At 45.5% G+C, this 24982-nt stretch carries 25 protein-coding genes; 15 read left to right on the top strand and 10 right to left on the bottom strand.

The window, feature by feature from the left end:
• Positions 1–101: 101 nt before the first annotated feature.
• Genes D104_RS36715 through D104_RS37805 form a run of 4 tightly spaced genes read left to right on the top strand, consistent with a single transcriptional unit; the run spans position 102 to position 2542 of the window.
• Positions 102–779 carry a MotA/TolQ/ExbB proton channel family protein gene (locus D104_RS36715; RefSeq protein ID WP_024025682.1) on the top strand — a complete coding sequence of 226 codons (678 nt, stop codon included), beginning with the start codon at positions 102–104 and terminating at the stop codon, positions 777–779.
• Positions 769–1191, top strand: a complete 423-nt coding sequence (locus tag D104_RS36710; RefSeq protein ID WP_024025681.1) for an ExbD/TolR family protein — start codon at positions 769–771, stop codon at positions 1189–1191. The genes D104_RS36715 and D104_RS36710 overlap by 11 nt, the downstream gene beginning before the upstream one ends.
• Positions 1188–1619: an ExbD/TolR family protein gene (locus tag D104_RS36705; RefSeq protein ID WP_024025680.1), complete on the top strand. Its 432-nt coding sequence runs from the start codon at positions 1188–1190 to the stop codon at positions 1617–1619. The genes D104_RS36710 and D104_RS36705 overlap by 4 nt, the downstream gene beginning before the upstream one ends.
• A complete protein-coding gene (locus D104_RS37805) occupies positions 1616–2542 on the top strand; it encodes an energy transducer TonB (protein ID WP_024025679.1) in 927 nt (308 codons plus the stop codon). The genes D104_RS36705 and D104_RS37805 overlap by 4 nt, the downstream gene beginning before the upstream one ends.
• Before the next feature lie 85 nt (positions 2543–2627).
• Here the strand turns inward: D104_RS37805 and mltA are convergent, their stop codons facing one another.
• Entirely contained in the window at positions 2628–3815 is a 1188-nt protein-coding gene (gene mltA / locus D104_RS36695; RefSeq protein ID WP_024025678.1) for a murein transglycosylase A, read from the bottom strand.
• 160 nt (positions 3816–3975) lie between these two features.
• Entirely contained in the window at positions 3976–4554 is a 579-nt protein-coding gene (locus tag D104_RS36690; protein WP_024025677.1) for a DNA-J related domain-containing protein, read from the bottom strand.
• Between the two features lie 106 nt (positions 4555–4660).
• Here D104_RS36690 and D104_RS36685 point away from each other — a divergent pair, with 106 nt between their 5' ends.
• The 3 genes from D104_RS36685 (at position 4661) to D104_RS36675 (ending at position 9943) form a co-directional block, all read left to right on the top strand.
• The gene (locus D104_RS36685; RefSeq protein ID WP_024025676.1) at positions 4661–5338 is read left to right on the top strand and encodes a zinc metallopeptidase; all 678 of its coding nucleotides are present in this window, start codon (positions 4661–4663) and stop codon (positions 5336–5338) included.
• A 199-nt stretch (positions 5339–5537) separates the two neighbouring features.
• Positions 5538–7472 carry a bifunctional 2',3'-cyclic-nucleotide 2'-phosphodiesterase/3'-nucleotidase gene (locus D104_RS36680; protein ID WP_024025675.1) on the top strand — a complete coding sequence of 645 codons (1935 nt, stop codon included), beginning with the start codon at positions 5538–5540 and terminating at the stop codon, positions 7470–7472.
• 248 nt (positions 7473–7720) lie between these two features.
• A complete protein-coding gene (locus D104_RS36675) occupies positions 7721–9943 on the top strand; it encodes a methyl-accepting chemotaxis protein (protein WP_024025674.1) in 2223 nt (740 codons plus the stop codon).
• Positions 9944–10049: 106 nt separating this feature from the next.
• On the opposite strand, the gene betA is transcribed toward D104_RS36675, so the two are convergent.
• From betA to D104_RS36635, 8 genes are all read right to left on the bottom strand, one after another.
• Positions 10050–11717 carry a choline dehydrogenase gene (gene betA / locus D104_RS36670; RefSeq protein WP_024025673.1) on the bottom strand — a complete coding sequence of 556 codons (1668 nt, stop codon included), beginning with the start codon at positions 11715–11717 and terminating at the stop codon, positions 10050–10052.
• 35 nt (positions 11718–11752) lie between these two features.
• Entirely contained in the window at positions 11753–13210 is a 1458-nt protein-coding gene (betB, locus tag D104_RS36665) for a betaine-aldehyde dehydrogenase (protein WP_024025672.1), read from the bottom strand.
• 256 nt (positions 13211–13466) lie between these two features.
• A complete protein-coding gene (locus D104_RS36660; RefSeq protein WP_024025671.1) occupies positions 13467–13772 on the bottom strand; it encodes an isoamylase early set domain-containing protein in 306 nt (101 codons plus the stop codon).
• A 443-nt stretch (positions 13773–14215) separates the two neighbouring features.
• Complete coding sequence (locus D104_RS36655; RefSeq protein ID WP_024025669.1) at positions 14216–15946, bottom strand: GNAT family N-acyltransferase; 1731 nt, start codon at positions 15944–15946, stop codon at positions 14216–14218.
• Between the two features lie 164 nt (positions 15947–16110).
• Positions 16111–16314, bottom strand: a complete 204-nt coding sequence (locus D104_RS36650) for a hypothetical protein (protein WP_024025668.1) — start codon at positions 16312–16314, stop codon at positions 16111–16113.
• A 164-nt stretch (positions 16315–16478) separates the two neighbouring features.
• Complete coding sequence (locus D104_RS36645; RefSeq protein WP_024025667.1) at positions 16479–16661, bottom strand: hypothetical protein; 183 nt, start codon at positions 16659–16661, stop codon at positions 16479–16481.
• A gap of 126 nt (positions 16662–16787) precedes the next feature.
• A complete protein-coding gene (locus D104_RS36640) occupies positions 16788–17483 on the bottom strand; it encodes a ChrR family anti-sigma-E factor (RefSeq protein WP_024025666.1) in 696 nt (231 codons plus the stop codon).
• 5 nt (positions 17484–17488) lie between these two features.
• Positions 17489–18064, bottom strand: a complete 576-nt coding sequence (locus tag D104_RS36635) for a sigma-70 family RNA polymerase sigma factor (RefSeq protein ID WP_024025665.1) — start codon at positions 18062–18064, stop codon at positions 17489–17491.
• 256 nt (positions 18065–18320) lie between these two features.
• On the opposite strand from D104_RS36635, the gene D104_RS36630 reads away from it, so the two are divergent.
• Genes D104_RS36630 through D104_RS36595 form a run of 8 tightly spaced genes read left to right on the top strand, consistent with a single transcriptional unit; the run spans position 18321 to position 24772 of the window.
• On the top strand, positions 18321–18764 hold the full coding sequence (locus D104_RS36630) for a nuclear transport factor 2 family protein (RefSeq protein ID WP_024025664.1): 444 nt from the start codon (positions 18321–18323) through the stop codon (positions 18762–18764).
• A 15-nt stretch (positions 18765–18779) separates the two neighbouring features.
• Positions 18780–19544: an SDR family NAD(P)-dependent oxidoreductase gene (locus D104_RS36625; protein WP_024025663.1), complete on the top strand. Its 765-nt coding sequence runs from the start codon at positions 18780–18782 to the stop codon at positions 19542–19544.
• A gap of 57 nt (positions 19545–19601) precedes the next feature.
• Positions 19602–20852: an NAD(P)/FAD-dependent oxidoreductase gene (locus tag D104_RS36620; RefSeq protein ID WP_024025662.1), complete on the top strand. Its 1251-nt coding sequence runs from the start codon at positions 19602–19604 to the stop codon at positions 20850–20852.
• Positions 20846–21625: a DUF1365 domain-containing protein gene (locus tag D104_RS36615; RefSeq protein WP_024025661.1), complete on the top strand. Its 780-nt coding sequence runs from the start codon at positions 20846–20848 to the stop codon at positions 21623–21625. The genes D104_RS36620 and D104_RS36615 overlap by 7 nt, the downstream gene beginning before the upstream one ends.
• A gap of 26 nt (positions 21626–21651) precedes the next feature.
• On the top strand, positions 21652–22920 hold the full coding sequence (locus D104_RS36610; protein ID WP_024025660.1) for an SAM-dependent methyltransferase: 1269 nt from the start codon (positions 21652–21654) through the stop codon (positions 22918–22920).
• Positions 22921–22934: 14 nt separating this feature from the next.
• Positions 22935–23471: a DUF2878 domain-containing protein gene (locus tag D104_RS36605; protein WP_024025659.1), complete on the top strand. Its 537-nt coding sequence runs from the start codon at positions 22935–22937 to the stop codon at positions 23469–23471.
• On the top strand, positions 23471–24187 hold the full coding sequence (locus D104_RS36600; RefSeq protein WP_024025658.1) for a hypothetical protein: 717 nt from the start codon (positions 23471–23473) through the stop codon (positions 24185–24187). The genes D104_RS36605 and D104_RS36600 overlap by 1 nt, the downstream gene beginning before the upstream one ends.
• Before the next feature lie 21 nt (positions 24188–24208).
• Positions 24209–24772: a DUF3833 domain-containing protein gene (locus D104_RS36595; RefSeq protein ID WP_235075971.1), complete on the top strand. Its 564-nt coding sequence runs from the start codon at positions 24209–24211 to the stop codon at positions 24770–24772.
• The last annotated feature ends 210 nt before the right edge of the window (positions 24773–24982 follow it).

Raw genomic sequence — 24982 nt, 5'->3', positions numbered from 1 at the left:
CTGACTTGGTTCTATTTGCGCACTATCACAATTATGTATTGAAAATATAGTTGAGAATGACTACCATTTGTCACATGTTTTTTACTCACCTGGAGAGTATTGTGGAAAATTCAGTACAGCAGAAAATTGTCGATTTTTTACAGGTCGGTGGACCTGTCGTATGGATACTGATGGTGTTTTCTGTCGTTGCTTTAACTATTGTACTTTTGAAGTTGTGGCAGTTCTCGTCACTTCGCGCTGAAAGCTTGAAAACAACAGACTTGGCGTTGCAGGAATGGCGTAATGAAGGCGCGGAAAGTGCGCTTGAAAGACTGGATGAAAAGCGCCCGATTGATGCGTTGGTTGGTTACACCATGCGTGCATTATTGAGTGGAAACACCAGTGCCGATTTGATCCGTGAAGAAGTAGAGCGTCGCGCGATGAAGCAATTGAATCAATTACGTTCCTATCTTCGTCCATTAGAGATCATTGCGACCTTAAGTCCGTTGCTGGGTTTGCTTGGTACGGTATTGGGTATGATTACAGCGTTCCAACAAATGGAAGGCGCGGGTAGCCAAGTGGATCCATCTGTTTTGTCTGGCGGCATTTGGCAAGCCTTGTTAACCACTGCGGTGGGTTTGGCCGTGGCGATTCCCGTGGTCACATTGCAAAGTTGGCTAGAACGCAAAGTGGAACGCATTTCTCATAATATGAATGACGCCGTGACTCAGGTTTTTACCAGCAAAGAAGCAAAGCATTTGGTTGAAAAAGCCGCCAAAGAGATGCTTCATGCCGCTTAATCTTTCTCAACCTAAACGTAAGAATGCCATTAGCCTAACACCACTGATTGATGTGGTGTTTATCTTGCTGCTGTTCTTTATGTTGACCTCCAGTTTTGTGCCTTGGCGTATTGTAGACACGCCACTGTCTGTTGCTTCTGAACCACGTATTAACAACGAAGAAAAAGACAATGTGGTGATGACGTTGAAGCAAAATGACGATCAGGTTTGGGTGAACGATCACGCCATTCGGTTTGTGGATCAAGCCGGTTTTCAAGCGCTCATTGCTGACCATCGCGAAGGTGTTTTTGTTATCAAAGCGGAAGACGGTGTGACGTTACAAACTCTGCTGCATTTGGCGGATCGTTTAAAGCTTAATGGCGCCAAAACGGTGTCGATTGCGAATGCCTTTGCTATGCCGGAGACAAAATGAAAATAGGCGAAAAATACGCCGCGAGAACGGCCGGTGATGATGACAATATGGTGCCGCTGATCAATGTGGTTTTCCTTATGTTGGTCTTCTTCATGGTCGCAGGTCAGATTAAAAAAGCAGATCCTATTGCGGTTATTCCACCTCAGTCTATTAATGACACTCGAGCACAAACGGATCCAAATGTGGTGATTGTCGTTGGTGCTGCCAATGAGCTGTATGTGGATGATCAAGTGTTCTTCATTGATGACGTACAGTCGTATTTAGAGTCGCAGTTTGCATCCTCACCTAACCAAGAAGGGTTTTGGGTGCAAATTAAAGCCGATGGCGCCATTTCATTAGACAAACTGCGCCCCGTTTTTGATCAAGTACGTTTGGCTGGTTTAAAGAAAGTCAGTTTAGCGACACAGCTAGAGCGGGTGAAAGAATGATTTCCACGCGTCATTGGATTATTGCTGGTAGCTTGGCTATTTCGGTTCATGCGGGTGCGTTTTACACCGTATTTTACAACCCGACAGAAGGCAGCCAAGCGGCGGGTTCTCAGGGCATTGAATTTGACCTCGGAATGATGGGTGACCTTGGTGCAGCGGCACAAACCACGATGGCTCAGGAAGAAGCAAAAGAAGTGGAAGAGGTGGTTGAGGATCCAGTGGAAGAGGTTCAAGAAGAAATTGAACCGGAAGTGGAGCCTGAACCAGTTGTAGAACCTGAACCTATCATCGAGCCAGAGCCAATCGTTGAGCCTGAGCCAATTATTGAACCTGAACCAATTGTTGAGCCAGAACCCGAACCAGTTGTGGTGAAACAAAAGTCTCCTATTGAAGTAAAAAAACCAGAACCCAAACCAAAACCAGAGCCCAAACCAAAACCAGAGCCCAAACCAAAACCAGAGCCTAAACCTGAGCCAAAACCGAAGCCAGAGAAAAAACCCGAACCGAAAAAAGTTGAAAAGCCTGTCGTGAAGGCTGAGCCTAAAAAAGTGGCACCGCCTTCCATGGCGAATCAAAAAGCAACAACGGGTCGTTCTAATTCTGCCAGCAGTGGTGGTAACCCTGGCGCGAAAGCCAGCTATTTTTCTCAGCTGAAATCGGTGTTAGCACAGAATAAGCGTTACCCAAGAGCATCACGTAGACGCAATGAAGAAGGTGTCGTGTCCTTGTCTTTTGTGGCGTATGCCGATGGTTCCGTGTCCGATGTAAAAATCACCCAAAGCTCAGGACATAGACGTCTTGATAACGCGGTATTGGATATGATCAAACGCTCGACGCCGTTGCCTCACTTTACTAAGGGCATGGTAGAGAGCGAATTACGCATCAATTTACCTGTCTCTTTTAAACTCAGTGACTTGAGGTAGTTGGTCGTTTAATAGCGATGTACAGGAATAAAAAAACGCCGCGCTTTAGCCATAAAGCGCGGCGTTTTCATGTCTGACGAATGGGTTACTGAGCGATCAGTTGTTGTGGTGTCGGGTGTTGCGGCAATAGCAGCCAGACTTTCCCAAATTGCTTGAGTTGACCTGCATGAAAGCGGGCTTCTTCGCCTATACCTTGATACCAATCGATGTGCCCTGGTCCTTTAATCGCGCCACCTTTGTCTTGGGCCAGCAAGAGACGAAACTCGTGTCCGATTAAGTTTCCATAAGCATCGAGCTTAGGCACTTGTGCCAACAATATTGAACCAAGAGGAATGACGCTTGGGTCAACAGCCGCAGAATATAATGGGGTTAATGGCACATTGGCGGCACCCACTGGTGCTTGAGGTCCTTCACTGAAAAACAAATAGCTTGGGTTAGTCGACAGGATTTCGCGATTACGTTCTGGATGGTCACTTAGCCACTGTCGAATGCTTTGTGCCGAAATATTGGCTCTGTCTATTTCGCCTCTTTCGATGAGCTCCTTACCTAAACTGCGATAAGCATGACCGTTTACGCCACCCCAAGACAGCAGTTTTTGTTCACCATTTTCATATTCGATAACGCCCGAGCCTTGCACGTGTAGGAAAAAATTGTCGACTAAATTGGCGGTGTACGCAATTTCCAATCCTTGTCCTGCGAGGGCATTTTCAAAATCGATTTCTTCTCTAGAAGGGAACTCTCCCTTTGCGTTTCGATGTGTTGGTTTACGGTAAAGCGGGAAGCGATACACTTCGTTCGGCTGATGTCGAACCGATAAAACAGGGACATAGTAGCCCGTGATCTGTACGTTACCTCGTTGGTCTTGTCCTGCTAATTGGTGCGCAATGATTTGAGGTTGCTGGGTAGGGTTGTTGAGCCAATTGTCTATTTCTGTTGCGACGAGTTTTAAATCCGCCACACTCGTTTGTGTATTTTCAAGCAAATAGGGCTTATCAGACAGCCGATTCAAATAGGCGATTTGCTGTTGTAACCCTGATTGGAAACTGGCGTCTGGATAAGGAAGGCCAGGTGGAAGGCTTTCTTTTAAATACAAAGAATCCCTCTTTAGGGCCGTGACATCTCGACCATTATTTTCAAAATTATTGGAACTATCAATTTCATTAAAGCTACAGCTGGCGAGTAAACTAAACGAAATAAGACAAAATGGGCGAAGCAACGAGTGACTGTGTTTTGGTGTGAATAGAATGCGCTGAAACAAAGAAGAAAAAATCATAAGCCCTGTCTATGCAATAAGTGGGTAAAGTGGCGGTACATTGTGTTTTGACCGCCCATGAAGAGCGAGGTTCATCTTGAATAGTTATCAATTTGAAATCAATGCTTTGCAAGGCGTTTTACAGTCCATCCTTCATGCGTTCTTAATGTATGCGAATGGGTTAAAACATAAGGTATTCATACGCTTGTCTTAGGTCGATGAAAAGGTCTTGGTCGCCGCCTCTATCAGGGTGGTGCTGTTGGGCCAATTTACGATACTGTTGCTTGATGACGGTTTTCGTCGGATTGTTGCTTTGTATTTGCAATGTTTTTAGTGCCGAATCTCGATCGCCACCTAAGCTGATGCCTTTGTAGAAGCTGTTGAGTAAACGTGAAACTTCTTCTACGTCGGTTTTCTCGTACTCTTCCCAATCTAAGTAGTAAGCCGCCAATTTTGCATCTACGCTGTCGCTTATTGTCGTACTATCGGATAACTGAATGTGCGTCTCGCTGACGAGGTGAATGCGCATGGCGCTGATGCTTAGCATGAGATTGTCTTCTTGCCAGAGGCTGCTTTGCAATTGATATAACGCATTCATGATGAGAAAGTGTTGGCGAAAAAGCAGTAAGTTGGTGTCTTTAGCAAGCTGGCTGAATTCTGGCAGCCGTTCTTTTAGCGCTTTGAGGATGTCGAATTCACTGATGCCATTGGGGTTATTTTTTAAGATGGTTAAAATTGGGCCAACTAAGGGGTTCTTCATATCTGACTCTTATGTATAAGTAGTTATCACAGTGTATGTGATGAAGGCGAAAAGGGTCAAAGTTGAGGCCGTTTTTTATGTATTTTGAATATGGTGAAAACAGAATATGTTATGGGTTATTGTGATTTTAATCGCCATTGGTCTGATTGTAGGGCCAAGTGCTTGGGTGAAATTTACTCTAAAGCGTTATGCAACGGAGCGCAGGGATCTATCTGGAACGGGTGGTGAACTGGCCACGCATTTAGTGAAACGCTTCGAACTGAGCGGCGTAAAGGTGGAAACGACACAAGAAGGGCAAGACCATTTTGACTACGGACAGCATGTGGTTCGTCTTAGTCCGAGTGTGTTTAATGGACGCTCTTTAACTGCTGTAGCCGTAGCGGCACACGAAGTCGGGCACGCGATTGCGCATGAAAAGAAACAAAAAATTTCGCATTTAAGTTCCCGCTATTTGCCGTTTGCCCATGCCGCACGAAAAATTACAGCGGGTTTGTTAATCGGTTGGCCGCTGATTTCACTGTTATTGCATCTGCCTTATGCTGTCGCGTTACACGCTGTCGTCGTTGGTTTGTCGGGTTTGTTAGCTGTTATCGTGCAGCTGGCAATATTGCCTGAAGAATGGGACGCCAGTTTTAACAAAGCACTGCCAATTTTGAGAGAGGGTAATTACATACCGAAGGAAGACTTACCCAAAGTGAAGAAAATCCTCACTGCCTGCGCCATGACTTACGTTGCCGCTGCGCTTATCAAAGTACTCTTCGTTTGGCGCTGGTTTAAGCGATAGTGTCTTTCTTGCCATATTCCTTCGCGTAGGGCGACATGAGTGGAGCGTAATTCGCGAAGAAAGTGAAGCTTTAACCTATTTGAAAACACGCTGTCATCAAAAAGGCATGAAGTTCGCATAAATTCGTCTTACTATCGAAACTGACTTTTTGGTTAGTATTTTTTAATAAGAAAGATGTTTGAATGAATGGAGTAATGTCATGACGTTTTTTGTTCCTAAGGGCGCGACGCTTTTCGCCTCTTCTTTGCTTTTTGCTGCGATGGCGCAGGCTTCTACCATTGACTTGCGAGTTATGGAAACCACCGATATTCACATGAATTTGGTGGATTACGATTACTACGGCGATAAGCAAAGTGATGCGGTGGGCTTGTCTCGTGTGGCGACCTTGATTAAGGCGGCGCGTGCCGAGGTGACAAACTCGGTGTTGGTGGACAACGGTGACTTATTACAGGGCACGCCGTTGGGCGATTATGTTGCTAAAGGTCGAGTGCTGCGCTTTGGTGAGACGCATCCTGCATTTAAAGCGATGAACTTGCTGGATTACGATGTGGGTAATATCGGTAACCATGAGTTTAATTACGGTTTAGACTTTCTAATGAAGAGTTTAAGTGGCGCTAATTTCCCGTACGTTAACTCGAATGTCTATGTAGACGATGGCGACAACGATGCGTCGAATGATCAGCCGTATTTCCAGCCTTATATTATCAAAGACAAAACTTTCGTCGATTCTGACGGTAAAAAACAAACGGTTAAGGTAGGTTACATTGGCTTTGTTCCGCCACAAATCATGACGTGGGATAAAGACAATTTAACCCATAAAGTCATTGCCAAAGACATCGTGGAAAGCGCGAATAAATACGTGCCTGAAATGAAAGCCAATGGCGCGGATGTGATCATCGCGATTCCGCATAGTGGCATGATGAATTCCCCTTATTTGAAAGGCGAAGAAAACGCGTCTTATCATCTTGCAAAAGTAGAGGGCATTGATGCGGTGTTATTTGGTCACTCGCATCGAATCTTCCCTGGTGATAAGGCGTTAGACGCTTTTGAAGGGGTAGACGGTGACAAAGGCACGATCTTTGGTAAACCAGCGACCATGCCGGGCTTTTGGGGTTCTCACCTTGGGGTGATTGATTTAACGCTGGAGCCGGCTGGTAACGGATGGAAAGTCGCCGATGGAAAGGCCGAAGTACGCGCTATTTCACGTCGTGAAGGCCGTAAAACGGTGGCGTTGGTGGAAGCGGATGCCAGTATTAATGATGCGGTGAAAACCGAGCATGAAGGCACCTTGGCATACATGCGTCGTAAAGTGGGTGAATCCACCGCCGACATCAACAGCTTCTTTGCCTTGGTCCAAGATGACCCTTCTATCCAAATCGTGAACAACGCACAGGTTTGGTATGTTGAAAATATTGTTCGTGGTACGTCTTATGAAGGCATGCCGATTCTGTCTGCTGGTGCGCCGTTCAAAGCTGGCGGTCGAGGCGGCCCAGACTATTATACCGATGTACCAAAAGGCGACATCGCGCTGAAAAACGTCAGTGATTTGTATATCTACCCGAACGATTTAAAAGTGGTGAAATTAACGGGCGCTCAAGTGGTTGAGTGGTTAGAAGTGGCCGCCGGTCAGTTTAATCAAATTGATGCCGCATCAAGTGCGCCACAAAACTTGATCAATGCCGCGTTTCCAACTTATAACTTTGATGTGATTGATGGCATTAATTACAAGATCAATGTGACACAACCTGCGCGTTATAATGCAGATGGTAAGGTAGCGAATGAAAATGCGCATCGCATTGAAGGTGTGTCTTTCCAAGGAAAGCCTTTGGATAAAAGTGCGTCTTTCTTGATCGCGACGAATAACTACCGCGCTGGCGGTGGCGGGCATTTCCCTAATTTGTCCGGCGAGACCATCGTGATTGATGCGCCAGATAAAAACCGAGATGTTGTGGCAAACTATTTGTTAAGTCAAAAAACCATTAATCCAGCGGCGGATAATAACTGGTCGTTCGCTGGCTTTGGTAAAGCGAAGGTGCTTTTCACTACATCGCCTAAGGCAAAAGACGCGGCGGGTAAAAATATGATTTATCAATCTTTAGATGATAACGGTTTTGCTGTTTTTGAGCTAAAGTAACTAGGTGAATCGCATTTTTACGATGCTGGGAGTGGGGAGGTTTTCGCCTCTCCACTTCTGTCATTGAATGATTATCAGGTAGCCAAATGTTAAAGGAAGAATGGCGATCAAGATGGAGTTGGTTACAGAAGTGTATGATTTTAAGGTAGAATTATAAAAAATATAAATCGAAATGTGACGCAGATTCCTCCTTATAAGGGATGTCGGCTCGTACTTATGAACCTCTTGAATGAAGATACCTACTGCTTATGACCTTTAAAAATAAGATACTCATTACATTATTGCTGGTCGGATTAATTCCTGTTTTTATCTCTTCCGCAATTTCTATTCATTTCTCCAGTAAAGCGCTGATTGATATGGGTAACAATCAATTAATGTCGCTTCAAGAAACGAAGAGCCATTCGGTTAACTCTTATTTAGACACGCTCTCCAATGGTCTTTCTCTTCTATCCGAAAACCCAATTGTTGAACGGATGCTGCCATTATTGAGTAATGCGTATCAAAGGCTGAATCGAATCCCTGTGAACGACCAAAATCGCAGTGATGTCTCGGCGTTTTATGGCAATGAATTCAAGTCCATGTTGCCGCCAAATGAAGCCGCTGAGTTTAACTCGGCCGATTTGGTTTCTCAGCTTTCTCCTGCTGCAATCCTTCTTCAAAGTGCGTATATCGCACAAAACGAGAACCCAGTTGGAGAAAAAAATAAAACACTCAGCTCACAACGTGTTCCAGCGTACGATGCCTTTCATCAAAAAACGCACCCATACTTAGAAAAAGTTCAGCAAGAATTTGGCTTTTATGATGTCTTTTTAGTCTCCAAAGACGGAGACGTGGTGTACAGCGTGTTTAAAGAGGTGGATTTTGGTACGTCTCTAACCGAAGGCCCATTTAAAGACTCAGGATTGGCACAAGCGTACACAAGCTCATTAAATGATGATGGTGTGAGCTTTACCGATTTTTCTTTGTATATGCCGTCTTATCAAGCGCCAGCAGGATTTTTATCCGTGCCTGTCTTTAAAAATGAAAAGCGCATTGGTGTGTTAATCGCTCAATTTCCAATCAGTGCATTAAATAACATTATGACGGAAAGAGCGGGATTGGGCGAAACCGGTGAAACCTACCTGATTGGTATGGACGGTAAGATGCGTTCCGACTCTTACCTTGATCCAGAAAACCATTCTGTCTTAGCGTCTTTTAGAAACCCAAAAGAAGGCAGTGTTGATACGGTTGTTGTGCAAGAAGCCAGCAAGGGCATTACCAATACGCAAATGATTAAAAACTACAAAGGCAATTCCGTATTGTCTTCTTATAGCCCACTTGAATACAGCGGTTTGAAGTGGATAGTCATCGCAGAAATGGCGGAAGATGAAGCGTTAGCCAGTGTGCATAAATTGAATTACGTTATTCTGGCTTTGTGTTTGATTATTGCGGTTACAATTGCTTTTGTGGCGTTGTGGGTTGCTCGTAGCGTGTTGGCACCTTTGGGTGCAGAACCGAAAGAGATGCAAGCCATTGCAGAGAAAATTGCCGCCGGTGATTTGTCTATTGAATTTAATAAAACCAGCTCCGCGACCAGTATTTATGGCGCGATGCGAACCATGTCAGAAAACTTAAATCAGCTGATTAAACAGGTGAAAAGCAGTGCAGCCTCTCAGTCTGCGTCCTCGTTTAAGTTGGCTGAAATATCAGAACAGACAAGTTCTAATATTCAGACTCAGCATGCAAACACCTCAGAGATAGGCAGTGCGATGCAGCAAATGGTTATTTCCGTAACGGATGTGGCACGCAATATTTTGGATGCAACCAGTGCCGCAGGGGATGCAAAGCAACGCGTTAACGATAGCAGGGAAGACCTGTTGACCGCGGTGAAAGACATGGAACAAGTGTCTGAAGAAGTGCGTAAAGCCAGAGAAACAGTCGATAAGCTGAATCAAAAAACAGAAGAAATTTCCAATGTTGTTTCGACCATTCAGGGCATTTCTGATCAAACCAACTTGCTGGCATTGAACGCAGCAATTGAAGCGGCGCGTGCTGGGGAATCCGGTCGTGGGTTTGCGGTAGTCGCGGATGAAGTGCGTGGACTCGCATCGAATACGCAGAAAGAAACAGAGCAGATTGCCAACATCATTCGTAGCCTTCAAATGGAAGCGTCAGCGGCTCAGAAAGTCCTGCATTCGTGTGTTGATTACGCGAAGAAAGTTTCAGATGCGGCGAACAATACGGCGGAGTCTTTGAATGAAGCGTCGAACTATGTGGACAATGTTAGCAGCATGATGGAGCAGGTATCCTCTGCGTCAGAAGAACAAGGAAGCGTTGCCAACGAGATCAGCAATAATGTCAAAGCGGTGACGGAAGCCTCGTCTCAGAGCGAAAGAGCCATCACGGAAATTTACAAATCCAGTGAAGAAATGGCCGAGTTGTCGACGGAGCTAGAGAAGATCATCAGCCGCTTTAAATTAAGAGATGAATAGCATTTTGCGTCCACGCTAAAACGTGGTTTAAAGCACTCAATAAAAAGCCCCAAGGTGAAATCACCTTGGGGTTTTTTTTGTCCTTATCTCTGTTCAATCAACATTACTAGCGCTGTTTGGTTTCAAACTCTGGGTGAATCCAAACTGGTGCGTTTAGGATTGGCAATGCGTCTTTACCAAGGATCATGTCAGCGGCTTTTTCTGCCACCATAATGGTTGGTGCGTTCAAGTTGCCGTTGGTGATCGTCGGGAAGATAGAGGAATCCACCACGCGTAGGTTTTCTAAACCGCGCACTTGGCATTGCTCGTTCAACACGGCCATTGGGTCATTGTCGCTGCCCATTTTACAAGTACAAGATGGGTGATACGCACTTTCTACGTTCTCTTTAACCCACTGGTCGATGTCTTCATCGCTTTGGATGTTGATGCCAGGCTGGATCTCTTCGCCACGGTAAGTATCCAATGCCGATTGTTGAAGCACTTCGCGTGTTAGGCGAATGGTATCGCGCCAGTCTTGTTTGTCTTGCTCAGTCGAAATGTAGTTAAACAAGATACGCGGTTTCGCCGCTGGATCAGCGGATTCGATCCATAACTTACCACGGCTTTCTGGTTTGTTTGGCCCAACGTGGACTTGAAAACCATGACCATCAACTGCGGCTTGGCCATCGTAGCGCATGGCGGCGGGCAAGAAGTGGTATTGAATGTTTGGCCATTTCAAGCCAGCACGAGAGCGAATAAAACCACAAGACTCAAAATGGTTGGTTGCGCCTAAACCGCTTTTGAACAAGATCCAGCGCGTGCCAATTAAACCTTTGCTGACCAAGTCCAATTTGCCGTTCAACGTCACGGGTTCATTACAGCGGTACTGGAAATAGACTTCCAAATGATCTTGTAGATTTTCTCCCACGCCCGGTAATTCGTGCAATAAAGGCACGCCGGCTTTTTCTAAAACGTCTTTTGGACCCACACCAGACAATTGCAACAATTGCGGAGAACCAACCGATCCTGCCGACAGAATAACTTCTTTCGATGCGTGGACTTGTTGTGTTTGACCGTTTTTACTGTATTCAATGCCTGTGGCTTTTTTACCCTCAAAGAGGACTTTGTGGCTCAAGACACCGGTTTTGAGTGTTAGGTTAGGGCGTTGCATCGCACGACGTAAATAGGCGTTAGACGTAGACGCCCGCACACCATTTTTGACCGTCATGTGCATTGGGCCAAACCCTTCTTGGCGATGACCGTTGTAGTCAGCGGTTTCGCCGTAACCTGCTTGGTTACCTGCATCAATAAAGGCTTGATACAGTGGGTTGTAGGTCATGTCGTTGCCGTTGTTGGTCGACAATGGGCCGTCGCCACCACGATAGGTGTCTGCCCCGCCTTTCCACGATTCGGCTTTTTTGAAATACGGTAAGCAGGTTTGGTAATTCCAACCTGCCGCGCCGTTTTCTTCCCACTGGTCAAAGTCGCACGCGTGTCCGCGAACGTATACCATGCCATTGATGGAAGACGAGCCACCCAATACTTTACCGCGTGGGCAATGCATTTCTCGATTGTCTAGGCCTGGCTCTTTCTCTGTGTGAAATTGCCACGCATATTTGTCCGAGTTCATCGGGTAAGACAAGGCAGTTGGCATTTGGATGAAAATGCTTTTATCCGAGCCGCCCATTTCTAATAACAGAACGGAGTGTTCGCCGCTTTCTGTTAGTCGGTCTGCCAGCACACACCCTGCAGAGCCAGCACCAACAATAATGTAATCGTATGTTTCGTTTGCCATGACTTTTCTCATTTATTAAGAGTTAAGAGTCCCGCTTAGTAAGGGTTTTGAATGTCGTTTAGGTCAACGAACACACTCTTGTTTTGAGTGTAGTGGTACAAAGTATCGATGCCATTCTCTCGGCCGATACCAGACTCTTTGTAACCGCCAACTGGCATTTCCGCTGGAGAAGAGCCCCATGCGTTGATCCAACAAATACCCGCTTGCATTTGGTTAATAACACGGTGCGCGCGAGCGAAGTCTTTGGTGAAGACGCCAGCCGCTAAGCCGAGTTTTGTGTCGTTCGCACGGTCAATGACTTCGTCTTCATCGGTGAAGCTAAGAACCGACATGACAGGGCCAAAGATTTCGTCTTGCACTTGTGGCATGTCGTCGGTGCAATCGGTAAAGACCGTTGGCGCAACGAATGCGCCTTTGTCTAAGCCGTTTTCAGTGACTTGGTAACCGCCGCAAAGCAAGGTTGCGCCTGCGTCTTTTGCGGCTTGAATGTAACCCAGAACCTTGTTCATGTGGTCTTTAGAAATCAGCGCGCCAACTTGAGTATTCATGTCCATCGGGTCGCCAATGATCATGGCTTCGGTGCGTGTTTTCAGTTCTTTAGTGAAAGCGTCTAGCATGTCGGCATGAACAAATACGCGTGTGCCGTTGGTGCATACTTCGCCTTGGGTGTAGAAGTTTGCGAGCATCGCTGCAGAAACCGCTTGATCAACCGGCATGTCAGGGAAAATGATCATTGGGGATTTACCACCCAACTCCATGGTGACGTCTTTCAGTGTTTGTGCCGAAGCCGCCATGACCTTTTTGCCTGTACCAACTTCACCCGTGAAAGACACCTTGTCGATGCCTGGGTGAGCGGTGATCATTTGTCCTGTACGGCCATCGCCTTGAACAACGTTGAAAACGCCATCAGGCAAGCCAGCTTGAGTGTAAATTTCTGCCAATTTAAGTGCGGATAACGGGGTTTCTTCAGACGGTTTGAAAATCATCGCGTTGCCTGCAGCCAGCGCAGGGCCAGATTTCCACATCGCGATTTGAATAGGGTAGTTCCAAGCACCGATACCAGCACAAACGCCTAATGGCTCGCGGCGGGTGTAGAAGAAGTTGCCGTTGCCAAGGTCTTGGTATTCGCCTTGGATTTTATCGGTTAGGCCGGCGTAATATTCGATGACGTCAGCGCCCGTTTCGATGTCGACACAAATGGCTTCTTGCAACGGTTTACCTGTGTCCATGACTTCTAGACGCGCCAATTCTTCGTTGTTTTCACGAAGCAGTTCTGCTGCTTTTTTTAGAATGCGACCGCGTTCAACAGGGCTCATGGCGGCCCACACTTTCTGACCTTTTTTGGCAGATTCAACAGCAGCATCTAGCTCGGCTTGACCGGCGTGCTCAACAGTTGCAATCACTTCCCCTGTTGCTGGGTTAATGGTTTCAAAGTGTTCTTTGCTGGTGGATGCATGGTAGCGGCCGTGAATGTATTGCTGCTGATGTGCCATGATGTGCCTCTTTATAGTCTGTTTCGATGCGCTTTATGGCGCTATCGAGGTATTAATGGTTTTTATTAAACGCACGTTTAATAAAAACCATTGTACACTTTTTTGTCAGATAATGGCAGTTGGGTGTTTTGTGGAGGGCGTTTTGAGGACAACTGCGGGTCGTTTTTGACGTGAATAATACGGCGGAATTAAAAAGAGAAGTTAGGAAAACTCCGCCTCTTTTTGAACGCTATACACAAAAAGAGGCGACGACACATTATACGCTCAGGACGCTATTTGAATCTTGACTGATCGGGCTCGGAGCATAGGAATCCGCCATGTCATCATTCAGCCAATGGCTGTTATCGACAAGGTAGCGAAATTGATAGGTGTGATCGATTTCTAAGTTCATGGTGGAAGCATACACACCGGACTTTTGTTTGCGTAACGGGTGTGCTGATGCGTCCCAATTATTGAAGTCACCGACGACCGAAACTTGCCGACCATCACCCACTACATCTGCAGAAAGGGCAAATTTCACTTTGCATTCAGGTTTGGTCTTTAGGTATGTTTTCTCAATCATTTCCAGCTCCATGGTCTAGTGATAGACAAAAATAGAAGGCTACAACAAAAGCCTGAAGGTTGATGAGTAGGGTAAGCAAGGCTTACGCCATATTTTCTAAGTGATTAATCTCAAATAGAAAAGAAAATAAACGTGTTTTTATAAGTGCCAAGTTGAGTAAAAACCACCCTTGAATTGGGTATAAACGCCCCGTTATAGAGCCTATAGGTGCACTACAATGTTGAGACGTAAATTTACAATGTAACTCCTATAAATGTTCTACACTCAAAAGACACCAACAAAAATAAAGAGGTGTTTTATGGACATTCAAATGATCGTTCTCATTGTATTAAGTGTGATGCTGGTTATTAAAATTGTCTATCTGGTTGTGACGCGATCAGAGGATGAACATCACCATTCACATGCACATCATAATTCGCACCACCAGGATCCTAAGTCGTAAGCTAAGGTTGGCTGATTGGGTTATGCCCGCGGTAGCGTTTGTTTTTCGCTTCTTTGACTGTATTTAGGTCTACTAGGACCAAACCGTCCACACAGTAGCCAAAGTCGGCATCGACACCAAAGTCTAAGAAGCGAACTCCGCCCGGTTCACACAATTCACTGTACTGCTTAAACAAAGTTGGAACGCTGGCACCAAAATGGCTGAGTTGTTCCTTTAGCACTTTAAAGTCTTCGTCGTAGTTATCACCACAGAACAGTGAAGCAATAATGTCGCTGTGTTCTGCGTTGACTTGATACGGCGTAAAGGATCGCGCTAGGTGCTCTTTGTCCGAAAAATACAGCTGATAAAATGACACAATGAAGTCTTTTGCTACTTGTGGGTAGCTGTTGCTCAAACTGACTGGCCCGAACATGTAACGTACTTCAGGATGACGATCCAGATAAGCGCCAATCCCGTACCATAAATAATCTAAACTGCGCATGCCCCAGTATTTGGGTTGGATAAAACTGCGCCCTAGCTCGATGCCTTGCTCAAAATAAGGTTCCATGTCGCAGGAATATTGAAACAATTCTGCGCTGTATATTTTATTGGCCTTGTCTTCTTTCATGTAACGAGCGACTTCACCAATACGATAAGCACCAACAATTTCCAACGCTTCTTCGTCCCATAACACCAAATGGCGATAGTACTGATCGAATTTATCTAAGTCAGAGCGTTCGCCTGTGCCTTCCCCTACTTTGCGAAAGGCGATTTCGCGCAAACGGCCTATTTCTTTCATCGTCACCGACACAGGATCGTAGTCGAACAGGTAAATCTGTTTGTTGTCTTTGGTGCTGCCAAGATGCTCGGACTGCTTAAGTTCCTGCTTTATCAATTGGCGATTTTGAGGGTGTTCGACGGTCTTTTCTGTTTTCAGCAGTGGTTTTTTGCCCTTGGCAATGCGATACAGATGGCGTTTCACCAATTTGTTTTTTTCTTTGTCGCTTAGCGGCAGTTTTGCCAGTTCTTGGATCGGAATGGCTTGGCCCACTTGCATTGGTATTTTGCGGTTTTTCTGGCGAAACATTTCGTTAGCAAGCTGAAGCGTAGACAACGGGCGGTACAAGATTGAGCTGGTATAAAACAGCATAGAATTACGACCACCTATGTGCACAGGCAGCAATGGGCTATTGGTTTTTTGTGCGATTTTTAAGTAATTCTGATTCCACTGCTGGTCTTTTACACCGCTTGGTGACATGCGAGACACTTCACCTGCAGGGAAAATAATCACCGCTTCTTCGTTGTGCAAGCAATTCATAATGGCTTTCAGCTGTTGACGGCCTGTTTTGCCACCTAGATTATCCACAGGCAGCACAAGACTTTTTAAGCCATCGAACCCCATTAATAAATCATTGGCGACAATCTTGACGTCTGGGCGAATTTCGCCGATTAGTCTCAGCAGAGCTAAGCCATCTAAAGCGCCAAGAGGGTGATTGGCGATAATCATCATGCGGCCACTGGCAGGGATGTTGCGTCGATCCACTTGGCTCACTTGATAACTAAAATTGAAGTGGTCAAGCACTCGATCAATAAATTCGAAGCCGACACAGCCGTCGTTTTTTTCCAGGAATTGGTTTACTTCACTTTCGTGGAATAAGCGTTTTAATACGCTTAACGTAGGGCGAGTAATAAGTGGGCTTTTGTCGAAAAACTGAGGAGATTTACTGGCAATCATTTGCTCGACTTGTATCACAGTGTTGCTCCGCTCTAATAAGATTTTTAGTGGTCTTATGAATGAGAGTAGAGCGCGAATATGACAGCGTCGTGACGGTTGTGTGGCGAAAATATGACCTGTCGTTAGAACAGAAAATAAATGAAAGTGCTTGTTGGTGTTAAGACATTTGAACTGGAGAAAGATTACTCGGTCGGGGTTTGCTTGTCTTCGTCTTCAAATTTGTAAAAGAAGTGCCATAAACAGTAGAACGTAATGCCGACAGCAATGGTTGCCCAAATCGGTTCATTCGATACCCATTCAAGAACAGACCAGGCAGCACAAAAGAGAGTAGCGGCAACTCGACGCCATTTAGGGCGAAAAAAAGCGCGATCAGATTCGGTAAGCATAATGTTCCTGTATTGATAAAAATGGGGTGGTAGACCCATGGGCTATGGAAATTTGATCCGCCAACCTATTGTTGTTGAAGGGCAGGCCTAAAACAGAATCGATAGAATTGGCGTACAAACGAGAATAGCGAGGGTATTTATAGTGAAGGAAATACCCTTAACACTTATTGTGCTTTTGTTTTGCTGTTGCCTAGAGATATGTGACGTGATCCTGTTAGCTGAGACTGACCGCTAACCCCTGAATCGATTTTATCTATCTGTCCACCGCGAGCAAGAAACTCTTGCATTTGCTTTTCAATGGATTCCGAAGTCTCCGAAGCGGCCGGCTGTTTCTTTTTAGTTGCCATGATAAATAGTCCTTGTTTTTAGATTGAGCAAGGACTATACCAGAATTTCACAAAATTTGCTTGTTCTTAGCTAACGTCTGCAATCGTGTGCCTATCGTTAGCTATGATGGCTTAGCAAATACAGGTTCATGCACGAGAATACGGATGATAGCGGCGAATGATTGGGTTCAATAAACGCGCAAACCAGCCAGTAAACTCAATCGGAGCGTCTAAAACCGTTAAGCAAATACACTCCGCGTCTTTTGTCACGATCGGTTTGTGTTTATGGCTGGCGTCACGGTTAATGAAGTCACCTTGTCGATACACCCCACTCTCGTCAGAAAAAGCCCCTTCTAATACCAAGGTTATTTCATTGCCAGTATGAGTATGTGTTGGCATGTGTGCACCTGCTTTTACTCGTGTTAGGGCTATCTGAGCACCGCCTTCTTCGTTATATAGCGTGGCGATTTTAAACGAAGGCGACAAGCGTAACCACGTCAGGTCATCGTAACTCTTTGTAATAAACTGGCGTAGGCTACTCGGGATATTGTAGTCACCCCAATGGTTGCTGTTGGGTTCTTGCGCGTGTTTTTCTATGTCGTTTTCTTCAAGCGTATGTTCTTCCAGCTGTGTGAAAAAGCGGTCTTTTAAATGATTTAGCTGTCGACTGTGCGTACCGGCTTGATCAAAAAGGTGCGAACCGAGCATTTCGAGTTTTCTGATTTGCTGTTGGCATTCTTGGCAATGTTCTACGTGTGTGGACACACATAACGAATGCGCTAAAGGTAATGAGCCTGCGGCGTAGTCGGTGAGCGTTTCAATCGATGGATGGTAGTGAATCATCAGTACTACCTCTTTACGTAAATAGTGAGTTTGTGCAAAGCAAGGCGAACACGAGACTTGATCGTGCCAAGCGGAAGCGACAGCTCTTCGGCGGCTTCTTTGTGTGTTTTGCCTTCTAAATAGACTTTCGCTAAGACTTGTTTTTGGTCTGATGGCAATTTGTCTAACCCTTGCTGAATGCGTTCTTGATCTCTTTTTTGCTGCGCGTCTTTAAAGGGATCTGCGTTTTCGTCGACCACATTGCGCCACAAATATTCTGGATCGATATCCGATTGATGTCGGCTGTTTTTGCGTAAGTAATCAATCCGAGCGTTTCTTGCTAGGGTAAAAACCCAGGTGTTCAGCGACGCCGACTCTGGCTTGTAAGTGTGAGCTTTATTCCAGATGCGAATCATCACTTCTTGAGCAATGTCGTCGGCCATGATGTTGGCGCCCGGTTGGGCAGCCAGACAAAATGATCGGACTCGCGGAACATAGTGATCAAACAAGCGAGCGAGCGCGGCTTGATCCCTGTGTTGAGCAATGGATTGCATATCCGTCACTCGCTGTTCTTCGGCTGGTAATATTGTTGCGCGTTCCATTGATTGCTCCAGAAAAGGAAGGCTGTCACGGCACGTCTAGTGCGCTATACCTCATTTACGTGCTGAATATTAGTTTGGATCACTTTTGTTGTTTTAAACAGGCGAAAACCCCTCGTCTTCTAAAAGGCGTGTTTTTTATCCGGCGATTCTTTTGAAAAAGAGTGATCCAATATTCGATCTGATGCGTTTAATAAAGAATGAAAAAATACAACAACACGATTCTTTTTTAGGATAACAGTGAAGGTAAGTGGCCAGTATGACGGACATTAAAATGGATGCCAATGCGTTGTTAATAGAGCGTTTTAAAGCGTTTTATCAAGATGTTAAGCACCCGCAACTCGATAAAATAGACGAAATTTATACGGAAGATGTCTTATTCAAAGACCCTGTCCATGAGTTGCGCAGCGCGGAAAAATTGCACGCCTATCTGTCTGAAATGAGCGTCAATGTTCACAGCGGCCGTTTTGAGTATTTGGATCAGATCGTGTCCGACAACACGGCGTACATAAAATGGAATATGCATTTTAAGCATCCAAAATTGGGTAATAAAACCATCACAGTACGCGGCATTAGTCAGGTGCAATTCAACGAACGGATCTATTTTCACGAAGACGTTTACGACTTAGGTGAACTAATTTACGAGCATGTACCGTTATTGGGTTCGGTGGTCAAAAGTCTCAAAAAACGTTTAGCTATGTGAGGTAAGGAGAGCCAAATGAGTCATACAGCAGGAAATAATGTGGTTTGGATAACGGGCGCCAGTTCAGGGATTGGACTCGCGTTAACAAAGCGTTATTTGAGCGAGGGTTGGCGAGTGTTTGCCAGCGCGAGAAGCCAAGGCGGTTTGTCAGAATTGTTGGCGACCAACGAGAACGTCACCTTTCTTCCTTTCGACATGACGGACGTCAACCAAATAGACGACGTGCGAGCAGCACTAAGCAATCACACAGCGCATTTAGACTGCGTGGTGTTGAATGCCGGTACCTGTGAATATTTAGACATTACGGCAACCGAACCCGATTGGAAAATGATGGACCGCGTCATGTCAGTGAACTTTTTCGGTTTAGTCAACAGTGTCGACGTTTGCTTGCCCTTGCTGAAAAAATCGGCCAAACCCCATCTTGTCGGAGTCAGTTCTCAGGCTGTCCAAGCGGCGTTTCCGCAGGCCGAAGCCTATGGCGCGAGTAAAGCGGCAGTTCGTTATTTTTTATCGTCACTTAGAATGGATTTGAGACAATTCAATATTGATGTGACCTGTTTATTACCCGGCTTTGTCGATACACCGCTGACGCAAAAAAACACCTTTTCCATGCCGTTTTTGATGTCTGCAGAAGACGCAGCCAACCGAATGTATTCGGCGCTGGCTTCGCGCCCGTTTGAATTCGCGTTTCCGAAACGCTTGTCGGCGATGTTATGGGCTGGAAGGCATTTTCCGAAATTATGGTTCACCCTGCTGGCACCTAAGAAAAGCCATTCATAATTTACACAATACATCAGCGTGGCTGGGTACAACGAGAGTCAATTTAAGGAGCAATGAGTGAAAATAGCCATTATAGGGTCAGGGATTTCCGGTCTAACCAGCGCCTATCTTTTGCAACAAAAACACGACGTGATGGTATTCGAATCGGCAAATCGCATCGGCGGACACACGGCAACGGTTGAAGTGGAAGAAGGCGAGCGCTCGCGTGCGATAGACACGGGGTTTATTGTCTTCAATGATTGGACATACCCGAATTTTATTCGCTTGATGGACGAACTTGGCGTGTCGTCTAGGACGACGGAAATGAGCTTTAGTGTGAGCTGCCAGCGTACAGGGCTTGAATACGGCGGCAATGACTTAAATACTTTGTTTGCTCAGCGTCGCAATATTTTCAATATTCCATTTCTTGGCATGTTGAAAGACATTCTACGGTTTAATAAAGAAGCGATCCAAGACCTTGAAAGCGGTCAATTAGAAGAAGGCGTCACCTTAGGCGATTACTTAAAAGCCAAAGGGTATGGCGCGCGTTTTGCCAGCCATTACTTGATTCCCATGGGAAGTGCGATTTGGTCATCCACATTGGATGAAATGATGGGCTTTCCCTTGGTGTTTTTTGTGCGTTTTTTCAAAAATCATGGTTTATTAAGTGTTAACGATCGTCCGCAATGGCGGGTGATTGAAGGCGGTTCTTCCGCGTACTTAACGCCTTTGATTCGTCAGTTCCATGACAGAATCCGTTTGAATGCTCGTATTACTCAAGTGAATCGACGCATCGAAGAGGTGATTATTCATTTTGCGGACGGTTCACAGCAGACTTTCGATCAAGTGGTGTTCGCTTGTCACAGCGACGAGGCTTTGGCGTTACTGGCGGACCCCAGTGAGACAGAAAAAGATATTTTGTCTGCGATTCCGTACCGAAACAATGAGGTCGTTTTGCACACGGACACACGATTGCTGCCTAAGAAAAAACTGGCGTGGTCGAGCTGGAATTATCATTTGGGCGAAGACCGAACCAAACCCGCAACACTCAGCTATAACATGAACATCTTGCAACATTTCACCAGCGAGACAACCTACGTGGTGACACTGAACCAAACCGACATGATTGCGCCAGAGAAAATATTACGACGTTTTAATTACACGCATCCGACTTTCACATTAGCGGGCATGAAAGCGCAAGAACGCTGGTTGGAAATTAATGGTGTGAACAATACGTGGTTCTGTGGTGCGTATTGGCGCAATGGTTTCCATGAAGACGGCTGCTGGAGCGGCGTTCGTGTGGCGAATGGATTGGGCGTGATATGGTAGATTTTGTCCCCAAACACAGCGCTATTTATCATGGCACAGTGCGACATCGTCGATTCTCACCTCGTGGTCATGCTTTTCGATATCGTGTCTTTATGATGTATTTTGATCTCGATGAAGTAGACGATGTGTTGGCGATGAGCCCTTGGTGGTCAATGTCGCCTTGGTCTTTGGCGAGATTCGCTCGAAAAGACTACTTTGGCGATGAGGGAATATCGATCAAACAGGCGGTATTGAATGAAGTGAATGAACAGCTGGATCTGTCACTTTCCGGCCCGGTCAGAATGCTGAGCAACGGCCGTTATTTCGGTTTTATTATTAATCCAATCACTGTTTATTATTGCTTTGATGAACACGAAAACTTGCAAGCCATGCTGTTGCAAGTCACCAACACGCCTTGGAAAGAAAAGGTGAATTACGTGTTGAAATGTGATCCAACTCAGGCGACGCAACGTATTCAATTTAATAAGGCGATGCATGTTTCTCCTTTTCATCCAATGGATCATTTTTATGATTGGCGCAGCAATGTTCCACATAAAAAGTTGGCTGTTCACATGGAAAACAAAGTGTTAGTCAGTGAGCAGCGCGTGTTTGATGCCACGTTATCGCTGTCTCGAATGCCGCTCACGTCTTCTTCTATGGCACGGGTACTGTTTCGTTATCCGTTCATGACGATGAAAGTCGCGTTTGGTATTTATTGGCAAGCACTCAAGCTTTGGCTGAAAAAAGTGCCTTTTTATTCGCACCCTAGTCAATCATCGTCTACCACCAAGTAGCCACAAACATTAGGAGACTAACAACAATGAACTCCGTCAGTATGGATAACCGTAAAGTGAGTAAAAACCGAACAACAACCTGGTTCGATAATATGGCGCGTAAGATGGTATTCACCATGTTGAACAAGCTAGAAATTGGCCATCTTATCTTGGAAGAAAATGGCGAAACCTATGTGTTTGGCGAAGCAAAAGAGCATGCGAAATACATTGCTCATATTCAGATTCATGACATTCATACTTACCGAGATGTCTTTTTAAACAGCAGCATTGGCGCAGGCGAAGCCTATATGAAGGGCGGGTGGTCCTCTTCCGATGTGGTGTCCGTGATTCGTTTGATGGTAGCCAACCTTAATCTGATCAATAAAATGGATGCGAAACGCCCAATTTGGAGTCGTATCGGCGCGAAAATCGCCCATCGATTAAACGCCAATACCAAAGACGGCTCGAAAGACAATATTTCGGCGCATTACGATTTGGGCAATGATTTTTTCTCACTTTTTCTGGATCCGACGATGATGTATTCGTCGGCGATTTATCCTCAGAAAGAAGCTTCATTAGAAGAGGCGTCGGTTCATAAGCTGGATCGTATTTGTCAGAAACTTCAGCTTACGAAAGACGATCATCTTCTAGAAATTGGCACCGGCTGGGGCGGCATGGCGATTCACGCCGCGAAACACTACGGCTGCCAAGTCACCACGACGACCATCTCTAAAGAACAGTACGAGTTTGCGAAAGCTCGAGTTGAGGCGGAAGGTCTGCAAGACAACATCACCTTGTTATTAGAAGATTACCGAGACCTCACGGGGCATTACGACAAGTTGGTGTCCATCGAAATGATTGAAGCCGTGGGTCACGAATACTACGACAGTTATTTCACCAAATGCAGCGCACTACTGAAACCACACGGCGTAATGGTGATCCAAGCCATTACGATTGCGGATCAGCGATACGACTATGCGCGTCGTTCGGTGGATTTCATTCAGCGCTATATTTTTCCGGGCGGCTGCTTGCCTTCCAACCAAGTCATTGCGCAAAAAATAGCGTCTAAAACCGACATGCAAATTGTCGGCTTAGAAGACATTACCGAGCATTACGCAAAAACCCTTGCTGACTGGCGAACACGCTTCCATGCTGCGCGCCATGACGTCACAGAAATGGGCTTCGATGATGTGTTTTGCCGTATGTGGGATTTCTATCTCGCCTATTGTGAAGGCGGCTTCAAAGAGCGCGCGATCAGCACCGGCCAATTCATATTCGCTAAGCCGGACCATCGACTTTCGATCGAGCAAAAATAGCAGGAGCGTTTGCCGTGAAGCGTTTGATCAATGCGGTTTTATTTCAGATCGTTTGGTTTGTCTGTTTATTGGCGGGCAATGTTTGGGCGCTGGTGGCAACCGTGATGTATTTGTTTTTGCATGATCGCTATTTTATGCAGACTCGCAAAGAGTGGCGCTTGATCGCTGTTTTCTTGCTACTCGGCGTGATGATTGATGGCAGCTTGTTTCACATTGGTGTGTTTTCAGTGGAAACGCCAGGTGTGTCGTCAATGACTTCTTTCTCAAGTGCTTTTCCGCCCATTTGGTTACTGTGTTTGTGGATCAGTGTCGCGACCTTGTTTGCTCACAGTCTGGCGTTTTTGCGTTCGCGTTATGCATTGGCTGCGATGATGGGAATGGTCGGGCCGACATTGAGTTATTTCGCCGGTGCGAATTTGTCGGGGATTACCTTAGCGACCCCCATTGCGTCGACCTTATTGGTCGTCGCGCTTATTTGGTCTTTGGTGTTGCCGTTTGGTTTTTATTTGGCCGAAAAATGGTCATTGTTTGAAGAAAAGGGACAAAAATAATGCAGATTCTAAATAGGATACGATGGACGATATTGGCTTCCATGGTCTTGTTACTAAACACATATTCAATGGCAGATACGCCTTTTACGCAAATTGAAGGCAGTGCGTACAGCATGAAAACGGGCGCGTTGTTGTATAAAGAAACGCACACACCGCTCGAAGATGCTCATTACCAAGTGGATTATTCTGAGCCGAATGGTGCGATGTTCGCCCATAAGAAACTCGACTTTTCTTCGTCTACTCTTGCTCCGAGCTTTACTCAAGTAAATGATCGAAATGGTGAGAGCATTGAAGTTAAGCATGAGAAGGGTGATTTAACCACAACCTATCAAGAAAACAGCGCCGCCAAAGAAGAGACTGGCTCGGTGAAACTCGCAGCAGGCATGGTAGTGGATGCCGGTTTTGATGAGTTTATTAAGCAATATTGGGACGCGTTGAGTGCGGGCAAAAAAATGGACGTTGAGTATTTGGTGCCAAGTAAACAAACGACCTTTACGTTTCGCTTCAGTCAGGCCGCGTGTGTGAAAGGTACGCAAACAGGCGCGGTCTGTTTTTCACTTTCACCGGTGTCATGGGTTGTAAAGCTCGCGGTGGATCCGATCATTGTGGCGTATCAGCCAAAGTCAAAACGGCTATTGAGATTTACTGGGCGAGCGAATATTTGTGATGCCCAAGGGAAATACGAAAACGTCGATATCCAATACCGATATTTATAAGCGGTTTTAAGGTAGGAAACTATGATGCGTCATGTCTGTCGTTCTGTTATGAGTAAGGCTGCGGCCTTGCTGTGTGTTTTGTTGTTATCGGCGTGTTCCGCGCCTGATGTGTCTTTATACGCCAAAAATGAACCTAAGTTTGAATTGCGGCCGTTTTTCTCTGGTTCCTTAATGGCGCATGGTATTTTAAAAAATCGTAGTGGCGAAGTAATACGCTATTTTAATGCCACGTTAGAAGGCAGTTGGAAGGAAGGCGTAGGCACACTGGCTGAAGTTTTTACGTTTGATGATGGTGAAATTCAATACAGAACGTGGACGATGACGCCGAATGACAAAGGTGAATATACGGCCACCGCGAACGATGTGGTTGGCGTTGGTGAGATCAAAATAGCCGGTAATGCATTGTTCATGAAGTACATTTTACAGGTGCCTTATGACGATGATTTATTGGAGGTCAAAGTGGACGATCGCATGTACATGGTGAGGGACGGCGTTGTGATGAATGAGTCCATCATGACGAAGTTTGGCGTTGAAGTGGGGTATTTATCGATCGTCATCACGAAGCTCAATCAAGCGGATCATTAAGCGTGATATCTTAAATATGAATATGATGCTTGATTAACTATTACTATCTTGCATATTCTTTTGTATTCAGTAATGGAATTGCTGCGGATTTTATAAAAAGGCTGCCTTTAGGTGGCCTTTTTTATTGGTGCAAAAGCACTTATATGTAATTATTTAACTCAGGTAACACTTTCTTACAAATTGTTTTTATTGATATCAACATTCAGGGAT

Source organism: Marinomonas profundimaris (assembly GCF_000508165.1).
GTDB lineage: Bacteria > Pseudomonadota > Gammaproteobacteria > Pseudomonadales > Marinomonadaceae > Marinomonas > Marinomonas profundimaris.
This window is presented reverse-complemented; position numbering and strand designations above follow the sequence as displayed.

Bases quoted from the DNA above. Each gene is read 5' to 3' on its own strand.
- D104_RS36710 (WP_024025681.1), top strand. From the start codon at position 769: ATGCCGCTTAATCTTTCTCAACCTAAACGTAAGAATGCCATTAGCCTA.
- D104_RS36705 (WP_024025680.1), top strand. From the start codon at position 1,188: ATGAAAATAGGCGAAAAATACGCCGCGAGAACGGCCGGTGATGATGAC.
- D104_RS37805 (WP_024025679.1), top strand. From the start codon at position 1,616: ATGATTTCCACGCGTCATTGGATTATTGCTGGTAGCTTGGCTATTTCG.
- mltA (WP_024025678.1), bottom strand. From the start codon at position 3,815: ATGATTTTTTCTTCTTTGTTTCAGCGCATTCTATTCACACCAAAACAC.
- D104_RS36690 (WP_024025677.1), bottom strand. From the start codon at position 4,554: ATGAAGAACCCCTTAGTTGGCCCAATTTTAACCATCTTAAAAAATAAC.
- D104_RS36685 (WP_024025676.1), top strand. From the start codon at position 4,661: ATGTTATGGGTTATTGTGATTTTAATCGCCATTGGTCTGATTGTAGGG.
- D104_RS36680 (WP_024025675.1), top strand. From the start codon at position 5,538: ATGACGTTTTTTGTTCCTAAGGGCGCGACGCTTTTCGCCTCTTCTTTG.
- D104_RS36675 (WP_024025674.1), top strand. From the start codon at position 7,721: ATGACCTTTAAAAATAAGATACTCATTACATTATTGCTGGTCGGATTA.
- betA (WP_024025673.1), bottom strand. From the start codon at position 11,717: ATGGCAAACGAAACATACGATTACATTATTGTTGGTGCTGGCTCTGCA.
- betB (WP_024025672.1), bottom strand. From the start codon at position 13,210: ATGGCACATCAGCAGCAATACATTCACGGCCGCTACCATGCATCCACC.
- D104_RS36660 (WP_024025671.1), bottom strand. From the start codon at position 13,772: ATGATTGAGAAAACATACCTAAAGACCAAACCTGAATGCAAAGTGAAA.
- D104_RS36650 (WP_024025668.1), bottom strand. From the start codon at position 16,314: ATGCTTACCGAATCTGATCGCGCTTTTTTTCGCCCTAAATGGCGTCGA.
- D104_RS36645 (WP_024025667.1), bottom strand. From the start codon at position 16,661: ATGGCAACTAAAAAGAAACAGCCGGCCGCTTCGGAGACTTCGGAATCC.
- D104_RS36640 (WP_024025666.1), bottom strand. From the start codon at position 17,483: ATGATTCACTACCATCCATCGATTGAAACGCTCACCGACTACGCCGCA.
- D104_RS36635 (WP_024025665.1), bottom strand. From the start codon at position 18,064: ATGGAACGCGCAACAATATTACCAGCCGAAGAACAGCGAGTGACGGAT.
- D104_RS36630 (WP_024025664.1), top strand. From the start codon at position 18,321: ATGACGGACATTAAAATGGATGCCAATGCGTTGTTAATAGAGCGTTTT.
- D104_RS36625 (WP_024025663.1), top strand. From the start codon at position 18,780: ATGAGTCATACAGCAGGAAATAATGTGGTTTGGATAACGGGCGCCAGT.
- D104_RS36615 (WP_024025661.1), top strand. From the start codon at position 20,846: ATGGTAGATTTTGTCCCCAAACACAGCGCTATTTATCATGGCACAGTG.
- D104_RS36610 (WP_024025660.1), top strand. From the start codon at position 21,652: ATGAACTCCGTCAGTATGGATAACCGTAAAGTGAGTAAAAACCGAACA.
- D104_RS36600 (WP_024025658.1), top strand. From the start codon at position 23,471: ATGCAGATTCTAAATAGGATACGATGGACGATATTGGCTTCCATGGTC.
- D104_RS36595 (WP_235075971.1), top strand. From the start codon at position 24,209: ATGATGCGTCATGTCTGTCGTTCTGTTATGAGTAAGGCTGCGGCCTTG.